The 18,441-nt window shown below is 61.0% G+C and carries 22 protein-coding genes; 3 read left to right on the forward strand and 19 right to left on the reverse strand.

Going from position 1 to position 18,441, the window contains the following annotated elements; genetic code table 11:
* Positions 1-40: 40 nt before the first annotated feature.
* Positions 41-310 carry a hypothetical protein gene (locus CYG48_RS20425; RefSeq protein WP_118852453.1) on the reverse strand — a complete coding sequence of 90 codons (270 nt, stop codon included), beginning with the start codon at positions 308-310 and terminating at the stop codon, positions 41-43.
* 228 nt (positions 311-538) lie between these two features.
* The gene (locus tag CYG48_RS20430; RefSeq protein ID WP_118852456.1) at positions 539-913 is read right to left on the reverse strand and encodes a GFA family protein; all 375 of its coding nucleotides are present in this window, start codon (positions 911-913) and stop codon (positions 539-541) included.
* Positions 914-1,093: 180 nt separating this feature from the next.
* On the opposite strand from CYG48_RS20430, the gene CYG48_RS20435 reads away from it, so the two are divergent.
* Positions 1,094-1,561 carry a group III truncated hemoglobin gene (locus tag CYG48_RS20435; protein WP_118852458.1) on the forward strand — a complete coding sequence of 156 codons (468 nt, stop codon included), beginning with the start codon at positions 1,094-1,096 and terminating at the stop codon, positions 1,559-1,561.
* 6 nt (positions 1,562-1,567) lie between these two features.
* Here the strand turns inward: CYG48_RS20435 and recX are convergent, their stop codons facing one another.
* The 7 genes from recX to speB form a co-directional block, all read right to left on the reverse strand.
* Positions 1,568-2,128: a recombination regulator RecX gene (recX, locus tag CYG48_RS20440; protein WP_118852460.1), complete on the reverse strand. Its 561-nt coding sequence runs from the start codon at positions 2,126-2,128 to the stop codon at positions 1,568-1,570.
* Between the two features lie 49 nt (positions 2,129-2,177).
* On the reverse strand, positions 2,178-2,948 hold the full coding sequence (locus tag CYG48_RS20445; protein ID WP_118852876.1) for a carbon-nitrogen hydrolase family protein: 771 nt from the start codon (positions 2,946-2,948) through the stop codon (positions 2,178-2,180).
* 10 nt (positions 2,949-2,958) lie between these two features.
* On the reverse strand, positions 2,959-3,753 hold the full coding sequence (locus CYG48_RS20450) for an ABC transporter permease (RefSeq protein WP_118852462.1): 795 nt from the start codon (positions 3,751-3,753) through the stop codon (positions 2,959-2,961).
* Complete coding sequence (locus tag CYG48_RS20455; protein WP_118852464.1) at positions 3,750-4,604, reverse strand: ABC transporter permease; 855 nt, start codon at positions 4,602-4,604, stop codon at positions 3,750-3,752. Before CYG48_RS20455 ends, CYG48_RS20450 begins: the two co-directional genes overlap by 4 nt.
* On the reverse strand, positions 4,601-5,638 hold the full coding sequence (locus CYG48_RS20460) for an ABC transporter ATP-binding protein (protein ID WP_118852466.1): 1,038 nt from the start codon (positions 5,636-5,638) through the stop codon (positions 4,601-4,603). The genes CYG48_RS20455 and CYG48_RS20460 overlap by 4 nt, the downstream gene beginning before the upstream one ends.
* Before the next feature lie 202 nt (positions 5,639-5,840).
* Positions 5,841-6,929, reverse strand: a complete 1,089-nt coding sequence (locus CYG48_RS20465; protein ID WP_118852468.1) for an ABC transporter substrate-binding protein — start codon at positions 6,927-6,929, stop codon at positions 5,841-5,843.
* A 78-nt stretch (positions 6,930-7,007) separates the two neighbouring features.
* Complete coding sequence (gene speB, locus CYG48_RS20470) at positions 7,008-8,060, reverse strand: agmatinase (RefSeq protein ID WP_118852470.1); 1,053 nt, start codon at positions 8,058-8,060, stop codon at positions 7,008-7,010.
* Positions 8,061-8,218: 158 nt separating this feature from the next.
* Here speB and gcvA point away from each other — a divergent pair, with 158 nt between their 5' ends.
* Together gcvA and CYG48_RS20480 are read left to right on the forward strand one after the other, a co-directional pair.
* On the forward strand, positions 8,219-9,160 hold the full coding sequence (gene gcvA / locus CYG48_RS20475) for a transcriptional regulator GcvA (RefSeq protein WP_118852472.1): 942 nt from the start codon (positions 8,219-8,221) through the stop codon (positions 9,158-9,160).
* 46 nt (positions 9,161-9,206) lie between these two features.
* Positions 9,207-9,863 (forward strand): DUF2161 domain-containing phosphodiesterase, encoded by a 657-nt coding sequence (locus CYG48_RS20480; RefSeq protein WP_118852474.1) that lies wholly within the window; start codon positions 9,207-9,209, stop codon positions 9,861-9,863.
* A 74-nt stretch (positions 9,864-9,937) separates the two neighbouring features.
* On the opposite strand, the gene dctP is transcribed toward CYG48_RS20480, so the two are convergent.
* The 10 genes from dctP to CYG48_RS20530 form a co-directional block, all read right to left on the reverse strand.
* Complete coding sequence (dctP, locus tag CYG48_RS20485) at positions 9,938-10,909, reverse strand: TRAP transporter substrate-binding protein DctP (RefSeq protein ID WP_118852476.1); 972 nt, start codon at positions 10,907-10,909, stop codon at positions 9,938-9,940.
* Between the two features lie 23 nt (positions 10,910-10,932).
* Entirely contained in the window at positions 10,933-12,246 is a 1,314-nt protein-coding gene (locus CYG48_RS20490) for a TRAP transporter large permease (RefSeq protein ID WP_118852478.1), read from the reverse strand.
* The gene (locus tag CYG48_RS20495; protein ID WP_118852480.1) at positions 12,243-12,728 is read right to left on the reverse strand and encodes a TRAP transporter small permease; all 486 of its coding nucleotides are present in this window, start codon (positions 12,726-12,728) and stop codon (positions 12,243-12,245) included. The genes CYG48_RS20490 and CYG48_RS20495 overlap by 4 nt, the downstream gene beginning before the upstream one ends.
* A 203-nt stretch (positions 12,729-12,931) precedes the next feature.
* Positions 12,932-13,264: a hypothetical protein gene (locus CYG48_RS20500; protein WP_118852482.1), complete on the reverse strand. Its 333-nt coding sequence runs from the start codon at positions 13,262-13,264 to the stop codon at positions 12,932-12,934.
* 228 nt (positions 13,265-13,492) lie between these two features.
* Entirely contained in the window at positions 13,493-14,209 is a 717-nt protein-coding gene (locus CYG48_RS20505; protein WP_118852484.1) for a Bax inhibitor-1/YccA family protein, read from the reverse strand.
* 17 nt (positions 14,210-14,226) lie between these two features.
* Positions 14,227-14,988 (reverse strand): anti-sigma factor family protein, encoded by a 762-nt coding sequence (locus CYG48_RS20510; RefSeq protein ID WP_118852486.1) that lies wholly within the window; start codon positions 14,986-14,988, stop codon positions 14,227-14,229.
* Complete coding sequence (locus tag CYG48_RS20515; protein WP_118852489.1) at positions 14,981-15,514, reverse strand: sigma-70 family RNA polymerase sigma factor; 534 nt, start codon at positions 15,512-15,514, stop codon at positions 14,981-14,983. Before CYG48_RS20515 ends, CYG48_RS20510 begins: the two co-directional genes overlap by 8 nt.
* Before the next feature lie 82 nt (positions 15,515-15,596).
* Positions 15,597-16,325 carry an ABC transporter permease gene (locus tag CYG48_RS20520; RefSeq protein WP_340162654.1) on the reverse strand — a complete coding sequence of 243 codons (729 nt, stop codon included), beginning with the start codon at positions 16,323-16,325 and terminating at the stop codon, positions 15,597-15,599.
* 112 nt (positions 16,326-16,437) lie between these two features.
* On the reverse strand, positions 16,438-17,205 hold the full coding sequence (locus tag CYG48_RS20525; protein WP_118852493.1) for an ABC transporter ATP-binding protein: 768 nt from the start codon (positions 17,203-17,205) through the stop codon (positions 16,438-16,440).
* 52 nt (positions 17,206-17,257) lie between these two features.
* A complete protein-coding gene (locus CYG48_RS20530; protein WP_118852495.1) occupies positions 17,258-18,283 on the reverse strand; it encodes an ABC transporter substrate-binding protein in 1,026 nt (341 codons plus the stop codon).
* Positions 18,284-18,441: the final 158 nt, after the last annotated feature.

Here is an 18,441-nt window from a genome sequence, read left to right on the forward strand (position 1 = left end):
CGGTCAGGCATCCAGCGGCGACATGGTGTCGATAGCCTGATTAGCGGCAGACACGCGTCGTGCGCACAACCATCTCGCCGTGGCGGTAGGTGCGGACCTTCTTGGTGAAGCAGTCACGTTCGCGCTGGCGTACAACGTGGCGGACGCGGTCACGCCCACGATGGTGGAAGCGGGGACGTTCACGCTCGCGGTGGTAACGGGGGCCGTCATCGCTGCGGATCGTGATGCTGGCGCTCTGCGCCATCGACGGGCCTGCTGCAGCAAAAACGGACGAAAGCGCAATCGCCGACGCGAGAATGATGTTCTTCATGGGATCCTCTCCTGTTCATACACCCGCAGGCAACGCGGTGCCCCCGGCCCATGTTCCTTTGAAGAGCGCCCGTCGACTTAAGTCCACCGTTGCTGCAGCTTCAGCCGAAGCGCATCAGAAGCGGTCCCGCTACAGGAAATATTCTTTAGACATGACTTCCGGAGCCTGGACATACTTCGTCTCACCACCGCTGATCTGCTGCATCTGCAAGAGATTTCGCAAAGCCGGCTACGGCCGGTCTTCCTCATATTGCGGAAGATCGAGAGGTGCCAGCCAGTTTTCCCGCCGCTTCGCCCAGACCTCATAGGATGGTTCGAGGTCTGTCGGAGCCATGTCGAGGGAGCCGACGCGGATCTCGATCTCGTCGCCTTCGCTCTCGTTGAAGACGCGCGAGCCGCATTCCGGGCAGAACCCGCGCCCCTGATAATACTTCACCTCGCCCTTGCTTTCGAAGGCATGGCGCGGCCAGACGCCGAAAGTGACGAAGCTGGAGCCACTTTCCTTGCGGCAATCGGCGCAATGGCAAAGACCGATCCGCAGCGGCACGTCTTTCACTGCGTATTGGATCTGCCCACACAGGCAACTGCCGGATCTGATTATCATCGCCATCCTCCAGATTTCCAAATGAGGTAGGGCGTTCGTCGGGCAAGAAAAGTCGATTGATGCTGATCATGGCAGCTGACGGCCGAGGGGGACATAAAGCCGCAAGCCGCGCGTCGTGCTTTTACGGCCGGGTTGGATGCATTACCTTCATTGGTAAATCTAGGAGTTGTCGGGATTAGGGTGAACAGCGATCTACAAGGACGAGCCGCGCATGTTGCCGGGATACGCGAGCGCGCCGAAGCAGAGATGGCTAAGATCGGCGTCGACCAGGCCTTCATCGATCGGCTGGTGGAGACCTTCTACGCGCGCATCCTGGAACACCCGGAACTTGGGCCGGTCTTCGATGCCAAGCTCGCCGGTCGCTGGCCAGCTCATATGGAGAAGATGAAAAGCTTCTGGTCGGCGGTCGCCTTCCACAACGGGGCTTATGGCGGCAAGCCGGTGCAAGCGCATGTCGGGGTGGCTGGCATGTCGCCCGAGCTTTTCCCGAAATGGCTGGCGCTGTTCTCCGATACCTTGTCCGACATTGCGCCGACCGAGGAAGCCAAGGCTTGGTTCATGGCAACGGCAGAGCGCATCGCCCGCAGCCTCACCCTTTCGCCGTTCTACAACCCGGCGCTCGACGATCCGGCGCGCAAGCAGGGGTGACGGTGGCTAGCGGCCGGTCGCAGGACCTTCAGCCAGCCTTTCCTGTGCTTCATCGAGCGACATCTGGAGCACCCGTTTGCCAATCTCGAAGCTGAAGCCGCCACGCGCGAAGGCGGACATCTCCTTGGCCTTGATCTTGTCGTCGAGTTCGCGCCTGCGGAACGGACCAAAGGCGCGTTTGCGTGCGAGCACAACGGCGGCATAAAGGTCGTCCGCATCCGCGACCGCCTCGGCCACGGTGTCTCGCGCAATCCCCTTCTGGGTGAGCTTCTGTGCGATCGCCCGTTTTGACCGCCCACCGCGCATGCCGGACCGCGTGCCCATCTCGGCAAAGGCTACATCATCAAGCGCGCCGTTGTCGTAGGCGAACTTGACGGCGGATTCTGCAAGCGCCTTGACCTGTGCGTCCGTGATGCCTTCGAACTTCTGCCGCGCCTTGCGCGAGATCGCGTCGAAGAGCTGCTTCTCCGTGTGCATCCTTCGCTCGATGCGGTAGATCGTGGAGTTGCGCGCCCAACTGAACATCCGCGGCGTCGGAGTGTCCGATGTGGTTATGTCCTCTTCCAAACGGACATGCCTTCCGTCTTTCCCAATCCGGTGCTCGTTATATCTCGTTCTAAACGAGATCGGCCAAATAAGTGTTTTCGGCCCTGGACTGAGCGTAAGCGGACGGATCGATATCTGCGAAGATCAGCGTTTCGCCTTCGGCGGGTGCCCTGGCAACCAGCTTCCCATCCGGCGCCGCGATCCGCGAGAGACCAGCATAGGCGAACAGCTCGTCTGATCCGCAGTGGTTGATATAGGCGACAAAGACCTGGTTCTCGAAGGCGCGCACCTGGATCATGTGCTCGGCGATGAATTGTCCCGACCAACCCGTCGGCAAAGCGGTGGGCACGACCACGAGATCGGCACCACCCTTTGCAAGATGCCGGACGTTTTCAGGAAACTCCACGTCGTAGCAGATCAGGAAACCGATTTTGACGTCATCGAGAGTGACCAGAACCTGTCGCCGGTCTTCTTGGCGGAACCACGCACGCTCATAGGGACCATAGAGGTTACATTTGCGGTAGACCGCCGTTTGGCCCTTCCCGTCGGTGAAGAAGGCGCTGTTAAAGGTCGCGTCATGCGTTTCTTCCGCAAATCCGGCAACGATCGCAATGCCGTGTCTCGCAGCAACCTCCGAAAGCTGATCGGTGACGGGCCCGTGCGCGGGTGTGGCAAGATCCGGAAACTGGTCGGCCGCGCCATAACCCGTGAGCGCCAGTTCCGGTGCAATCAGCAGTCGCGCACCCTCTGCGGCCGCCCTCTCAGCCGCCGCTTCAATCTTTGCCAAATTGGCGTCAACATCACCAACGATCGGCTGCATCTGGTAGCCGGCGATCTTCATGAGCATGCCTCTACTTCTCTTCCGACATCGCGCCCAACAATTTCGGCAGGTCACCGAACCTCGCGACCAGGCCAAAGACGACGGCTGCGACAAGCAGGAACAGCACCGTAACCGATGCCATGGTCGGCGTGTAACCATAGCGCAGGGCATTGAAGATCTTGATGGGCAGCGTTTCCATGGTGAAGCCCACCGTCATGTAGGCGACGATATATTCGTTCAGCGACAGAACGAAGGCAAAGGCATAGCCGGAAACCAGATAGGGCAGGATCAGCGGCAGCACGACAGTGCGGAACACAGTCCGGTCATCGGCGCCCATGGTCGCGGCCGCTTCTACCAGCGAACGGTCGATCGCCGAGAACCCAAGAGACAGCGTTACCAGCGGCAGGGTCACGAAGAAGATGCCGTGGCTCACGACCGCCGTCCAGGACTGGCCGTAGAAGCCGGTGGTCGCCCAGAAGGTGAGGAGACCGAGTGCGGTGATGACGGGCGGGAGCGTGAAGGGGGCGACGCCCAGAAGCTGGAAGATGTTAGCCCAAGGCGCAACGCGGCGCCAAAGGAACCAGGCAAGCGGCAACGCGATCAGCAGCGCCAGTAGCGCGGATGAGGCCGCGAGCGTCAGCGACGCGATGAGGGCATTGCGCCATTCCGGATTGGTAAAGATCTGGCCGTACCAGGACAGCGAAAAACCCTGCGGCGGGAAGGTGAGCGACTGGCGCTGGTTGACCGAGACGCCAGCAACGACGATCAGCGGGAGCGCCAGGAAAAGCCCGACAGCGAGGAAGAACAGACGGCGCAGAGCGTTCATTTCGCCTCCTTCTGCCGGCCGGCGTAGAGGGCGAGACCCACCAGCGCGAGCGACACGAGCACGAGGAACACGGCCATGGCCGCGGCGAACGGCATGTTGGATTGGTAGACCGCCTGGTCAGTAATGAGCACCGAGAGCGTCCAGTGCTGCGGTCGCCCGAGAAGTTGCGGCAGCAGGTAGGATCCCAGCGCGAAGATGAAGACCATGATCAGCGTTGCGAGGATCGTGTTGCGCAGCGCCGGCACGACCACGGTGAAAAAAGCCTTGATCGGCGAGGCGCCAAGCGTGCGTGCCGCTTCCGTCAGCGTCGGATCGAGCCGGACAAGGGCGGGATAAATCACCAGCACCGTATAGGGGAACGCCTGGTAGGTCATGGCTGTCATCACCGCGCCGAAGCTCGGGGTCAACGCCTGCGGCTGGCTCACCAGCCCAAGCCAGACCAAGAGGTTGGTGAGGCCGGCCGTGCGCGAGAAGAGCGTCGACCACGCAAAACCGATCATCACCTCGGAGAGTGAGAGAATGCAGAGCAGCGCCACCAGCCAGATCACTTGTATTCGGCGTTTCGAGCGGGCCAGCAGGTATGTGAAGGGAATACCGAGCACGACGCAGGCAATCGCGACTGCAATAGCCAGGAACAGCGAGAAGCCGAGAACCTTTCCGAAGAACAGGCTCAGGAAGCGGGCGTAGTTGTCGAACACGAAGTCCGGCGTGTAGAAGCCGCCCTGCTGGCGTTGGAAGAAAGAGACGGCGATCATCGTCGCAAAGGGCACGACGAAGAACAGCGTCAGCATGCCCGCCGGGAAGAAAAGCGGCCCGTAGTCAGCCAATCGCTGCGGCGGCTCGCGTCTCATCTCGCCAGCACCACACTGGTGGCCGGGTCAAGGCGGATGCCGACCTGCTGGCCAACCGAGACTTCAGGCCGGCTCCGCGGTGAGGAGACCGCGATGACTTGGGTGCCGCCTGCCTCCACAAAGGTTTCGATCGCGCCGCCAAGATCGCGGATGAAGGTAACAGTTGCGGGAATCGCACCATTGCCGGGCGCGGTAATCTGGACGTCTTCCGGCCGCACCGAAAGAACGCCCTTGGTGGTTCCCGCCGGCATCGAGAATGCTTCGATCGTCTGTCCGAGTATCACGGCGCGACCGGCACTGTCGGCTTCGACGGGAATAAGGTTCGTCTGGCCGATGAAGTCAGCAACGAAACTGTCGGCGGGGCGGCGGTAGATCTCGACCGGCGGTGCGGCCTGGCGAATCTCGCCCTTGTTCATCACCACGACCGTATCGGCCATGGTCATCGCCTCGCGCTGATCATGCGTAACCACGATGGTGGTGATACCAAGCCGCTGCTGGAGCTGGCGCAGTTCCACCTGCATTGCCTCGCGAAGCTTCGCATCGAGTGCGGAAAGCGGTTCATCGAGCAGGAAAAGTTTTGGCGAGATGGCGAGTGCACGGGCAATCGCCACGCGCTGACGCTGGCCGCCGGAAAGCTTGTTGACGGAACGGTCGGCAAAACCCGGCAGATGGATCATGCCGAGGAGTTCTTCGACGCGCTTCTTCTGCACGTCCTTTGCGACGCCGCGGATCCGCAGGGAGTAGGCAATGTTCTCGCCAACGGTGAGGTGCGGAAAGAGCGCCAGAGACTGAAACACCATGCCGAGTTCGCGCTTATGGGTCGGCACACCGGTAATGTCGGAACCTGCAAGCTCGATCGAGCCCTGGGTCGGGAGGTCGAGGCCGGCGATCATCCGCATCAGTGTGGTCTTGCCGCAGCCGGATGGGCCGAGCAGGCAGACGAACGTGCCTTCCGGCACGGAAAGGCTGACGTCGTTGACGGCGGTAAACGTGCCGAACTGCTTCGTCACGTGATTGATGTTCAGTCCGGACATTCGGTCTCCGCGGTTAAAGCCGCTTTTCGTAAATGCAGAGCAAGCAGCCCCCTCATCCGGTGCTGCGGACCACCCTCTCCACAAGGGAGAAGTGAGCTGCTGCGCCGTCGCCACTCCGCCTCCCTCTCAGAAAGAAGGTGGCCAAGCGTTAGCGGAGGTCGGGACGAGGGGGTTCCTCACCCCGACCTTAGCTGATTTCGGATCAGCCGGCGATCATCTCCGTCCACTTCTGGTTCAGGAAGTCGGACTTGGTCTGGTAGAGGTCGTAGCGCGGAATGATCGGCTCAATTTCGGAAGAAACGGCTGCAAACTCCTCATCGGTGAGGTCGAGCAGGCTGCGCTGAACAGTCGGCGAGGTGCCCACCTTGCGAGACAGGACTGCCTGCACTTCAGGCTGGCACATGTAGTTGATGAAGGTATGCGCTTCTTCGGTCTTCTTGGAGGCGCGGGAGATCGCCCAGCAACCGCTGTCCTGGATGCCGCCTTCCTTCGGGAAGGTCGAGCGGACCGGGTTGCCGTCGGCGGCGGCAAGGCCGGTGACGTCGTGGTAATACTGACCCATCGGGATTTCGCCCGACTTCAGTGCCTGTTCGAACTGCGCTTCGTCGCGGTACCAAAGGCGAACATTCGGCTTCAGTTCGGCGAGCTTTTCCAGTGCCTTGACGATGCCTTCGTCGGTGTCGAGCGCGTTGGTGCCACCCATGAAGGTCTTTGCTGTCACCTCAAGCAGGAAGGAGTTGGAAACGAGTGCCAGCAGACCAAGCTTGTCGGCCTTGTCTTCGGCCCACATGTCTGCCCAGGAGGTCGGCGCTTCCTTGAAGACGTCGGTGTTGGACACCAGCGTGATGTACCAGGAAACCGCGCCGATGCCCGCAACGCGGCCATCCGGATACTTGTTGACGAAGCGCTCGATAAGGTTCTTCGAGTTCGGGATCTTCGCCATGTCGAGCGGCGCCCAGAGATCTGTCGACTGGCCCTTCAGCATGGCGACCTGCGACATCATCGAGACATCGGCCGGGGCAGCGCCGGCGCGTGCGGCCTGCTCAAGCTGTACGAGCCACGCTTCGCCGGTCGGCTCGGCAACCGATTCAACGGCGATGCCCGTCGCCTTGGTAAATTCCGCAAAGATGTTTTTTTCGAAGGAGTCCTTGAAGTAGCCGCCGTAGACGCCAACCTTCAGGCTCTTGTCCTGGGCGCGCAGTACCGCCGGCATGGCCAGCATGGAAGCGCCGGCCAGGCCTGCCCCGAGCACTGTTCTGCGGCTGATTTTCCCGTTGAAAAGATCGGACATGTTTTTTCTCCTTTTGTTTGCCCGGGGGATGGTTCCGGCGGGCGAGTTCCCACTCTTGTTCGCAGTCTTACTTCGGCTTCAGCCCTTCACGGAAGGGCTGAAGACCATCAGGCTCAAGATTTCAAACAGCATTTGCGCGCCGGCATGCGCCGTATTGGTTGTTGCGTCGTATTGCGGTGCGACTTCCACCACGTCACCGCCGACGATGTTGATGCCCTTGAGGCCGCGGATTAGTTCCAGGACCTCCCGTGTGGTGAGCCCGCCGACTTCCGGTGTGCCGGTGCCTGGCGCAAAGCTCGGGTCGAGGCTGTCGATGTCGAAGGAGAGATAGGTCGGGCCGTCACCGACGATCTGCTTTGCTTTCTCGATGATCGTCGGGATGCCCATGCCGGTCACTTCTTCCGCATGGATCACCGTCATGCCGGACTCGTAGGAGAACTCCCACAGATATTCGGCCGGGCCACGGATGCCGATCTGGATGGTCCGGGTCGGGTCCAGCACGCCGTCGAGCACGGCGTTGCGCATCGGCCCGCCGTGATGGAACTTGGTCTCGTCGAAGAAGCCACCGGTGTCGCAATGGGCATCGATATGGATGAGACCGACTGGCGCCTTCTTGCCGACCGCCTTCAGGATCGGATGAGTAATGGAATGGTCGCCACCAACCGACAGCGGCAGCACACCGCCCTCAACGATCTGGCTGATGCGCTTTTCGATATCCTCGTGGCTCATCTCGAGCCGATAACGGCTGCGGAACGGCACGTCACCGATATCGGCCACACGCAGTTCGTGCGTCGGTGCACATTCGAGCACATGGTTGTACGGCCCGACGCGCTCGATTGCGCGCAGCGCGCGAGGTCCGAAGCGCGAACCGGGGCGGTTGGTGACGCCGAGATCCATGGGCATACCGATCATCGCAACCTGCAGGTCGCGGAAGTCCGGGTTTTCTGCATCGACCGCGAGATAAGGCGCGTCCAGAAGCGTCGGGAGCCCGGCGTAAGGTGCCACCCGCGTACCCGCGCTGTTGAAGATCTTCTCGCCGACCTTCTTGAACTTTTCGTCGAAGATCTCGCCGCCGGGGCTGTTCAGATACTTCGCTCGCAGTTCCTTGAGCCTCTTGCCGTCGAAAGCCATGATTGCCTCACCTGTATCCCGGCTGCCCGAGGCAGCCTAATTTTTGTTCCGCAGGGCTTACCGCCCTTGTTTTCATCATTATCCGACGAGACGGGGTGGAAAAGCAATTGAGATTGTTCTAGCGGATCGCGTGAGAAAAACTAACAGATGAGTGAGATGTGACGAGCCGACTGCCGCCCCTCAACCCGCTGCGTGCTTTTGAGGCAACCGCCCGCCGCGGGTCTGTTTCTGCGGCGGCACGAGAGCTCAGCGTGACGCATGGCGCGATCAGCCACCAGATCAGGGCGCTGGAGGTGGCTCTGGATGTCACGCTCTTTGAGCGCGGCGCAAAGCGCTTGAAGCTCACCTCCGAAGGCGCGCTACTTCTGCCGGCTGTCACACAGGCGTTCGGCGAGATCGCTGCGGCCACGGCACAGATGAAGCGCCCTGCTACGTCGGGCGAACTGTCCATCACCTGCGTACCGGCGCTCTTCTCGTTCTGGATCGTGCCGCGCCTGAACTCCTTCACAGATCAGTTTCCCGGTGTGCGGCTGAAGCTCAAGGCGTCCAACGATCCAGCGCATCTCCATTCGTCGGATGTGGATGTCTGCATCCTGTATGGTGACGGCAACTGGCCGGACGCCTGGACGCGGCTCTGGAGCAATCTAGAGCTCTTTCCGGTTGCGAGCCCAACACTCCTCAACAGCCGCCCGCTGCGCTCGATCCGGGATCTCGAAGACCATGTGCTGCTGCATGGAGACGACGACGGCCGCGAGTGGAACACCTGGCTTTCGGCCGCCAATGCAATCGACTTGCCGCGCCGCCAGCAGCACTTCATGGGCGATGCCCGCTTCTCGACGGAGGCCGCCGTCCACGGCCAAGGGATCGCGCTCGGCGACACGATCACCGCCAGCAACCTCATCGCGCGAGGCGAACTGGTCGTGCCCTTCGACCTGAGCGTTACCGCCAATGATTCCTTCTACGTTGCCTGCCGCCCGGCGATGCGCACAACCCCCATTGTGCGCGTCTTCATCGAGTGGATGTTCGCAACCCTAGAGGCTGACCAACTTGCAAAACCGCAGACGTCCGCCAGAACGCTCATCCGGAGCCGGCGTGCCTAGCGCCGCGCTTGTTGCCCTGACGCCCTTGTCGGATCGGTTCAGTTGAATGGAAACGTCACTTTATCAACCAGTGAAAACATTCCTGGAGACCTTCGGTTACGAGGTGAAGGGAGAGATCGGCGGCTGTGATGTCGTTGGCGCCAAACACGGTGACCCGACTGTTGTCGTGGTCTGCGAATTGAAGATGACCTTCAATCTCGAGCTCATCCTGCAGGCGGTCGACCGGGCGGCGGTCTCCGACGAGGTGTGGATCGCAGCTCGTATTTCGGCGAAGGGAAAGGGGCGAGAGGCAGACAAGCGCTATCGCGATCTTTGCCGGCGGCTCGGCTTCGGGATGCTGGGCGTGTCGGATCAGGGCGAGGTTAGCGTTCTCGTCAGCGCCGTTTCACCGATGCCGCGAACAAACCCGAAGCGCCGTACCAGGATCATCCGAGAGCATCGCAAGCGCATCGGCGACCCCGCGCTTGGCGGCAGCACCAAGGTGACAGTGATGACGGCATATCGGCAGCAGGCGCTGGCATTGGCGGCAGCTCTCGCCGCAGGACCGCTGAGACCACGCGATCTCAAGCAGGTGGCGGAGAATGCCGGCGGCATCCTGCGGGACAACTATTATGGCTGGTTCGAAAAGGTGGAGAGGGGCGTCTATCAACTGGCCCCTGCCGGGCATGACGCTCTGAGGGCGCGGCATGCCGCGACGACTTGAGCCAATCATGGCTTCAGGTTGCTGGCGAACGAAACAGGCAGGCCGCGACAGACCCGCCTGTTTCTCTTGTCACCTTACTTAGTGAACAGCTTCTGCAGGGCAGCGCCGTCCTGCGGGCTGACCTTCAGAACCTGCGCCCAACCGGCTTCCTGTGCCGTCTGCAGGAACTTGGCGGCAGAAGCCTCAGGCAGGTTGTAGGTTTCGATGCCGGCTTCACCCTGGCGCTTGCGCTCGGCGTCGGCATCCTGTTCGAAGCGGCTCGAGCCGTCTTCCATCGCCAGGATCGCCTTCTCGAAGACAGCCTTCTGCTCGGCGTTCAGCTTGTTCCAGGCCGCGAGGCTGAAGTAGACACCGGTCTCAACCTGGTAGAAGCCAGGGTCGACACGCGTCTTGGTCTGTTCCTGCCAGCCGAGGTCGAACACGCCGATTGAAGGCCAGCCGTACCCATCAATGGTGCCCCGCTCGAGTGCGGTGAAGACCTCACCTGGCGCGATCTGCATCGGGTTGGCGCCGAGCGCCGAGAAGAATGCCTGGTAGATCGGAACCGAACGGAGCTTCAGGCCATCGAAGCTGTCGCTCTTGGCGGGCTTGGACAGGTAGACGTGGTACTTGATCTTTTCAGCGAGGCGGCCGAGCCAGTGGATGCGAGCACGCTTCTCGTGGATCTGGTTCATCAGGTCATAACCGCCGTTCTGGCGAAGCTCGGCCATGCTCAGGTCGGTCATGGTCAGCGCGACACCTTCCGGGACGAGGTTGGCGTGGAAGACGGCCGTGGTGTTGGCGAGGTCGATGACGTTGCCGCGCAGCGCATTGCCCACTTCGAAGGGCGGCATGGCTTCCGGGCCGCCGAGCACCTGGATCTTGACGAGGCCCTTGCCCGCTTCGTTGACTTTCTGGACGAATTCATCGAACGGCTTGGCAAAGGCCGTGCCAGTCTGGAACGCGGAGATCGCGCGCAGGGTGACTTCATCAGCCTTCGCCGGTGCCGCGAGCGCAATGAGGCTGACGGCGAGCACCGAAAGCGTGGAGGTGAATTTGATTTTCATTGGAATCCCCTATTGTTGTTGTGTCAACGCACGAGTGATGGAAGGAAAAGAGTAAGCTGCGGCCACAGAACCATCAGTGCGAGAATAAGCAGCTCGATGATGATGAATGGCAAGGCGGCGCGATAGATCTGCAGTAGTGGTGTCGACCGGCTGACGCCCTGCATGACCATCAGCAGGATGCCGAACGGCGGCGTCAGTAGGCCGAGTTCAATTGCGACCAGCATCATCAGGCCGAGCCAGACGAGGTCGATGCCAGCGGCTTGCGCCAGGGGCATGAAGAACGGCAGCGTGATCATCATCATGGAAATCTGGTCGATAAAACAGCCCATGACCAGCAGGATCAGCAGCATGGCCACGACCAGCGCGATCGGTGACAGCTCCACAGTCTGGATCAGAGTCAGGAAGCCGTTGGTGGCGCCCGAGAACGACAGGATCTGCGAGAAAGTCACAGAGGCGACGATGATGAAGAGGATCGAGACCGAGACCTTGGCGGTCTCCAGCATCGACTTGACGAAAGAAGACCAAGTGAGCTGGCGGTAAAACAGCGTTGCAAGCAGTGCCGTGGTGGCGCCAAGCGCTGCCGCTTCGGTCGGTGTCGCAATGCCCGCCAACATGCCGCCGATGACGGCAATGAAGATGAAGAAAAGCGGAACGACGTCACGGAAGAACGGAACAACGCGTTCGCGGAACGGCAGTTGTTTGGTGTCGACATCGTTCGGTGCGCATGACGGATCAAAGCGGGCAGCCAGGATGACATAGGCGAGAAATGCAACACCCATCAGCATGCCTGGCAGGATGCCCCCGATCAGCAACTGCGAGATGGAGATGCCGGAGAGCGACCCGAGCATGACTGCGAGAGCCGAAGGGGGAATCAGTACGGCGATGCCGCCGACGGCCATGGCGGGCCCGAGTGCCAGCGTGGTTGAGTAACCGCGCTTCAGCATTTCCTGCGACAGCGTCCCGCCGAGGAGAGCGGTATTGGCGATCGAGGATCCGGAAAGGGCCGCGAACGTCGTCCCACCGACAACCGTAACGCAGGCGAGCCTTGCCGGCAGGCGGAACAACAAGCGCTCGATCGCGTCGATGGCGCGGTAGGCAAGGCCGCTGTGGAACAGCAGTTCACCCATCAGGATGAACAGGGGGATTGGCGCGAGCGAGAAGGAGTTCACCGATCCCGCGGCATTGCGCACGAGCTGTTCCAGCCCGACTTCGCCCCCAAGGAAGATCCACGCGCCGAGCAGGTTGACGCCGAGGAAGGCGAAGGCGACCGGAAGACCGATCGCGAAGAGAACGGCGAGCGTCCCGCCGAGCAGAAGAAGCGTTGCCCACCAGGTCATCGGGTTTCTCCTTCACCCGCAGCACGGAAGAGAAATTCGATGGCACAAAGTCCGAAACAGGCAACAACCGGTATCATCAGATACCATTCTGCAAAAACCAGGTTCTTGAAGACGAGCGATCCGACTTCGTAGGTATCGAGCGTGACGCGAATGCTTTGGTAGAGAAGCAGCAGGCAGATGACGAAGCCGGCGATGTAGGAGATCTTCATCAGCCATTGCGCCGCCGTCGCGCCCACAAGGCGCAGGAGGATATCGACATTGACGTGGCCGGCCTTGTGGAGGACCCATGGGGCGCCGAAGAAGGTTGAAATCGTGATGAGATATTCGGTGATCTCATTCAGCCACGGCCAGCGGGCCAGCGCGAGATTGCGCACGAAGACGTCGAGCGTCACGAGAACAGCCAGAAGGCCGAAGCCGACTGCTGAGATGAGCCCGCAGCATGAGGCGATGCGACCCCAGACAGTGTAAAGACGTTGAATCATAGAACCGCCCTAAATTAGGGGGTCAGGTTAGTTCAAACTTAAAATATCTGCAATCCCCGTCCCAGCCGGTCCACAATATGGCTCTCGCTCGCGCAAGGGGGAGGGATGTTGAACCAGCGATCCGGTCGAAGATGCAGGAACGTCCCACAACGAAAAAAGCCACTCGCTCGTGAGCGAGTGGCCTTTCATGAACGTTAAGAAGCTTACGGCTGGGTGCCCGTGCCACCTGCGCCACCTGCCGGCGGAGTAGCCGGGGCTGCGTCACCTGCAGGCGGAGCAGCAGGCGTCGTCGGAGCCGGTGCAGGCGCCGAGCTATCAGTGGTCGAGGAGCTGGTGGACGAAGTGGTCTGCGGGTCTGTCGAAGAGCCGCCCATCTGCGACCATACGAAGGCGCCGACCAAGAGAACGGCAATAACTGCTACCCACGGAACCCAGGACGAGCTGCCTGTGCGGACGTGAGTCGAGCTGCGAACCTCAGGGGTGCGAGGATCGAGATTACGGTCTTCCAGTTTTCTGTCGTTGGGATCAAAAGCCATGTTACTTCCTCCTTGTGCTGCCCTGACAATGCCGTCGCTACTGATTTGGTTCCCGAAAACGTGATCGTCTTGATCTCGGAGGGTGCCAAACGTGCGGGATTGGGTGCTTCTAGGGGGCATTCTGGAGGTTGAGACGCCGGGCCTTGGGAGGAGGGACGCGCCCGGCATCTCGCTTTGGCGGAGGAGACAGAAATGCTCATCTCCGCCGAAGTTCGTGTCGTCAGAGACTTACTCTTCGCGCTGGCCCGTGAAGTTCAGCAGCAGCTGGAAGATGTTGACGAAGTTGAGGTAGAGCGACAGCGCACCGAAGACCGCCAGCTTCTGCTGGGATTCCTGGTCGTAGTTTTCGGCGTACTGCTCCTTGATGCTCTGTGTGTCGTAAGCCGTGAGCCCAACGAAGACCACGATACCGATCACCGACACCGCGAACTGAAGCGCGCTGGAGGCGAGGAAGATATTGACGATCGAGGCGATGACCACGCCAATCAGACCCATGATGAGGAACGAGCCCATCTTGGAAAGGTCGCGCTTCGTCGTGTAGCCGAACAGGCTCATCGCGCCGAACATGGTCGCGGCAATGAAGAAGGTCCGGGCAATGCTGGCGCCGGTGAAGACGAGGAATACGGACGCCATCGACAGGCCCATGACCGCGCAGAATGCCCAGAAGGTCATCTGTGCTGCGGAGGCCGACATCGTCTGCATCTTGAAGGAGAAAAAGAACACAAATGCCAGCGGCGCAAGCATCACCGCCCATTTCAACGGGGACGAGAAGATCGGCACATATAGCGCCGGCGTCGTGCCGACGATGAAGGCAACGATGCCGGTAACAACCAAGCCAAGGCCCATATAGTTGTAGACGCGCAGCATATGCTGGCGCAGGCCCTCATCGAAGGCCGCAGCTGATACTTGCGAGAAGCCGCCGAAGCGGTTCTGGTTTGGATACATTCTTGTCTCCTGCTGGGTTAGTACAAAGAGTGCTTCAAGGTCTCGGCCTCGTCTGCGAGACCGATATTGGGTGTGCTTGAGACGAGGGCGTAGGCAACTTCACCCACCTGCCACCACGCCGCCCCGGCATTCGAAAGGTTCAGATCCTTGACGGGCTCCACGGCAAAATAGCCCGGCCTGCCGGCGAAGACCGAGATGTTGCTCCCGTCTGGGGTCCGGACGCTTGCCTCAACGCTCGGTCCGAAATCCGACGGAAAGATCTGGACATCGACGACCTTCCAGTCCGTCGGCAGCTCCGGCATGGTGATTGCCGTTGCGGCGCGGATCTCGTCGCGATCATAGGTCTTCACCTCCGGCTGCGACTGCATGGCTGCGCGGACGCGGGATGTGTGATGAGCGCGGACCGCCTCCTCGACAAAAGCCGGCGGCTGCACGGAAGCGTTGACCTCCTTGAACCCCATCGAGGAATGCGCAAACCAGCCGACGGAGAACAACAGTGCGACCGCCGCAATCTTCCGCAGGACATGCAGTGTCCGCGCCGTGGCAAGACCGGCGGAAAGGCGTCGCGCCGCTTCACGGGTCTCCGGGCGGCCTGATGCGTCCGTCGCGCTCATGGCGAGCTTCAAAGTCGATCGAACGCTGAGATCCGCCATGACCTGCGCTGCGACATCCGGATTCTTTGCCAGCCAGTTTTCCACCCTCAGGCGACCGGCTGGATCGAGCTGGTTGTCGATATAGGAGTCGAGATCGGTCGTCTGGACAGGTTCGAGATCAGTCATTGCCGCCTCCTTCGATCAGTCGCAGATGGCTGGGTTTGGCCGCCCCGTTCTCGTATTCGCGCAGCGCAGCCCGCGCTCTCGATACGCGGGACATCAACGTTCCGACGGGGATGCCGAGAATGTCGGCGGCTTCCTGGTAGCTCAGGTCCTCGACCGCAACGAGATGCAGCGCCTCACGCTGTTCTTCGGGAAGCGTCAGGAAGGCCCGCCGCACCTGCGCGAGGCGCACGTTGAGCTCCTGTTGGGCCGGATAGGCCTCGTCTACCTCAAGCGCGATGGTCTCATCGCGGCGCCCGCGCGCCATCGCGGAGCGGACACGATCGATGTGGGTGTTGTGGACTATGGCCAGCAGCCAGCGCCGCAGGCCCATGCCGGACTTATAGGTCGAGCGTCGCTCGTAGGCCCTGACCAACGCGTCATGCACCAGGTCCTCGGCATCAACGGCATTGCGCACGAGGGAACGCGCGTAGCGTCTCAAGCTCGCGAGTTGGCCGATGACATCGAAGGCGCGTCCGTCTTGTTTCATACCGTCGTATACGAAAGAGACAGCGCGCTTATTCCCGCCGGAGAAGAAAATTTTCCGACGGGTGTTTGATGACGGGTGACCGTCAGCCGCGCCAGCTCAGGAAGCGGGCTTCGATCTGTCCGATGACGAAGTTGACGATCAACCCGAGCACGGAAAGGATCGTCACGCCAGCAAACAGCTTCTCGAGGTCGTAAAGCGAACCAGCTTCGAGAATATAGGAGCCTACGCCATATTGAGCGCCGAGCATTTCAGCGGCGACCAGCAGGATGATGGCGATCGAGACCGAGACGCGGAGACCGGAGAGGATAGCCGGAAAGGCGCCGGGCAGCACGATCTTGCGAACGATCGACCACCAGCTCAGCCCGAAGCTCTGGCCCATCCGGATCAGTGACCGGTCGACATTGTCGACGGCGCCGTAGGTGGCGACGACCGTTGGCGTAAAGGTGCCGAAGGCGATCAAGGCGTATTTCGACATCTCGTCGATCCCGAACCAGATGACGAACAGCGGAAGCAGCGCGATCTTCGGAATTGGGAAGAGTGCGGCCACCAGCGGCACGAGCCCGGCGCGCACGTAACTGAAGAGGCCGATCAGCACACCAAGCGAAATGCCGGCCACGATACCGAAGGCACCGCCGACCAGAAGGCGCTGCAGTGACGGCAGCAGGTGGCGCCAAAGCCCACCGGTCTGCCAGAGCTGGACCAGTGTTTCGAGAACCGCCGATGGCCGTGGCAGCGTGAGGTTGGAAATAAATCCGACGCGTGTTCCGACCTCGGCAAGGAGGAGGAGTGCGACGAAAACCACCAGCGCCATGCCGCGCACCGGGATCGGCGAAAAGCCGCCGCCGCGAAACGGCACCTGCTTGACGCCGGCTGCTGCGGTCGTGCTCGTGCTAACGCCGGATGGCGTGGAGATTGTGCTGATATCAGACATTGGCCAACTCCTTGTCGGCAGCCATGGCTTCTTCGCGCATCAGCTCCCAGAGTTGCTTCTGCTTTTCTTCTAGAAGAGCGTGCCCGAGATGCCGCTCCGCAAGCGGGATGTCGATATCGACGATCTCCCGAACGCGGCCCGGCCGGCGCGACAGCACGATGACGCGATGCCCGAGGCGAACGGCTTCGCTGAGGTTGTGGGTGACGTAGACAGACGTGAACGGCTGGCGCGTCCAGAGCGAGACGAGGTCGTCCATCAGCAGTTCACGCGTCTGGCTGTCGAGCGCCGAAAGCGGCTCGTCCATCAGCATAACCGCGGGACGAACGGCCAACGCCCGGCTGATGGCAACACGTTGCCGCATGCCGCCGGAGAGTTGCTTGGGCAGGGCGTCGCGAAAATCCGAAAGGCGAGTGCGCTCCAGCACGTCTGCCACGATCGCTTCCATCTCGTCGCGTTTCAGGTTGTGGTCTTCAAGCACGAGCTTGATATTGCCTTCCACCGTGCGCCAGGGCAGCAGCGCGAAATGCTGGAAGACGTAAGTCAGCGGGTTGAGGCAGTCCTTGGGAGGCTGACCGATCTGGAGAACTTCACCGCTGTCGGGCCTTTCCAGCCCGCCCAGGAAGCGCAAGAGTGTCGACTTTCCGCAGCCGGATGGTCCGACGAGGCAGACGATCTGGCCTTGGGGGATTTCGAGCGAGATATCGCGCAGAACCTCGACGGTGCCATAGCGATGGGTGATGTTCTTGAGCTTCAGGTCCATGTGGTCTCCCGACGGAGGCCCGCTCGGGCCTCCCGTCGTCTTCGTAGCGTGTTCAGATCGTCTTGACGTAGGATGTGTCGAAGAGCTGTTCGCTGCTGATGGCGTCCTTGACCATGCCTTCGGACTTGAACCATTCCAACTGTTCGGTGCAGCTGTTGAGCGACAGTGCCAGCCCCTTGTTGATGCGCATCGCACCTTCAATCAGGTTCTGCTTGGCCACTTCGTAAGGGCTGTCCTTCTCGACATACTTGTAGACGAGCTTTGCCAGAGCATCCTGCTCCTCGGCGCTGGCCGTTTTGTCGACGAAGGCAGCGTTGTAGTCGTCGATCGCCTTTGTGTAGGCGTTGATGAAGGACTGCGTCAGCTCGCGGTTCTCGGCAGCGTTCTTCGACGAGGTGAAGGCGGTCGTGACCTGGTAGTCCGGCGCGTAGTCCGAAACGAGGCCGATCTTCTTGGCCGCACCTTCACGGATCATCTTGTTGGCGACGTTCGCCTGGATTGCCCATGCGTCGATCTGGCCGGTGGAAAGCGCACCGACGACGGCGCCGAGCTTCTGCAGCGGCCGCAGCTGGATGTCGGCAAGGTTGATGTTGTTTGCCGACGCGATCTTGTGCGCCATGAAATGGAAGGAGGAGCCTGCGGTGGTGATGCCGAAGCTCTTGCCGGCGAGCTTGGACGGATCAGTGAGGCCGGCCTCGTAAGCCTTGTTCGATGCCAGGATGACTGCGCCGACGATGCCCTTCTCTTCCGTGAGTGCACCGCCAACGACCTTCACCGCCCCCTTTTGAGCCAGGCTGATCAGGCCACCACTCATCGCGGTTACGCCAAACTCGGCGTCGCCGGAGGCGATGGCAACAGCCATCGGCTGGGCCGCTTCAAAGAACTTGAGCTCGATGTCGAGACCTTCTTCCTTGAAGTAGCCGCGCTCGAAAGCAATGAAGCTCGGCGCATGGCTGGCAAGGCTAAGAACCGCCAGGTTACGCTTTTCGGCGGCGCGCGCAGGCAGGCCAAAGGCTGCGGCGGCACTTGCAGCGCCCATGGCAAATAGCGTCTGGCGACGATTCAGGGTCACACTCATCTCTTAATCCTCCGTGATGACATAAGCGGCGTCATACCCTCAGTGCCACTCATTTCGGGCAAGCACAACAACCATGGTGATACGTGGCCTTGTTCGAGCGCATCTGATCAAACCTGCCTTGCGTTAGAACTTGGCGGGCGCGAGTTCAAGGTTTGGCC

The organism is Neorhizobium sp. SOG26 (assembly GCF_003491345.1).
Lineage (GTDB): Bacteria > Pseudomonadota > Alphaproteobacteria > Rhizobiales > Rhizobiaceae > Neorhizobium > Neorhizobium turbinariae.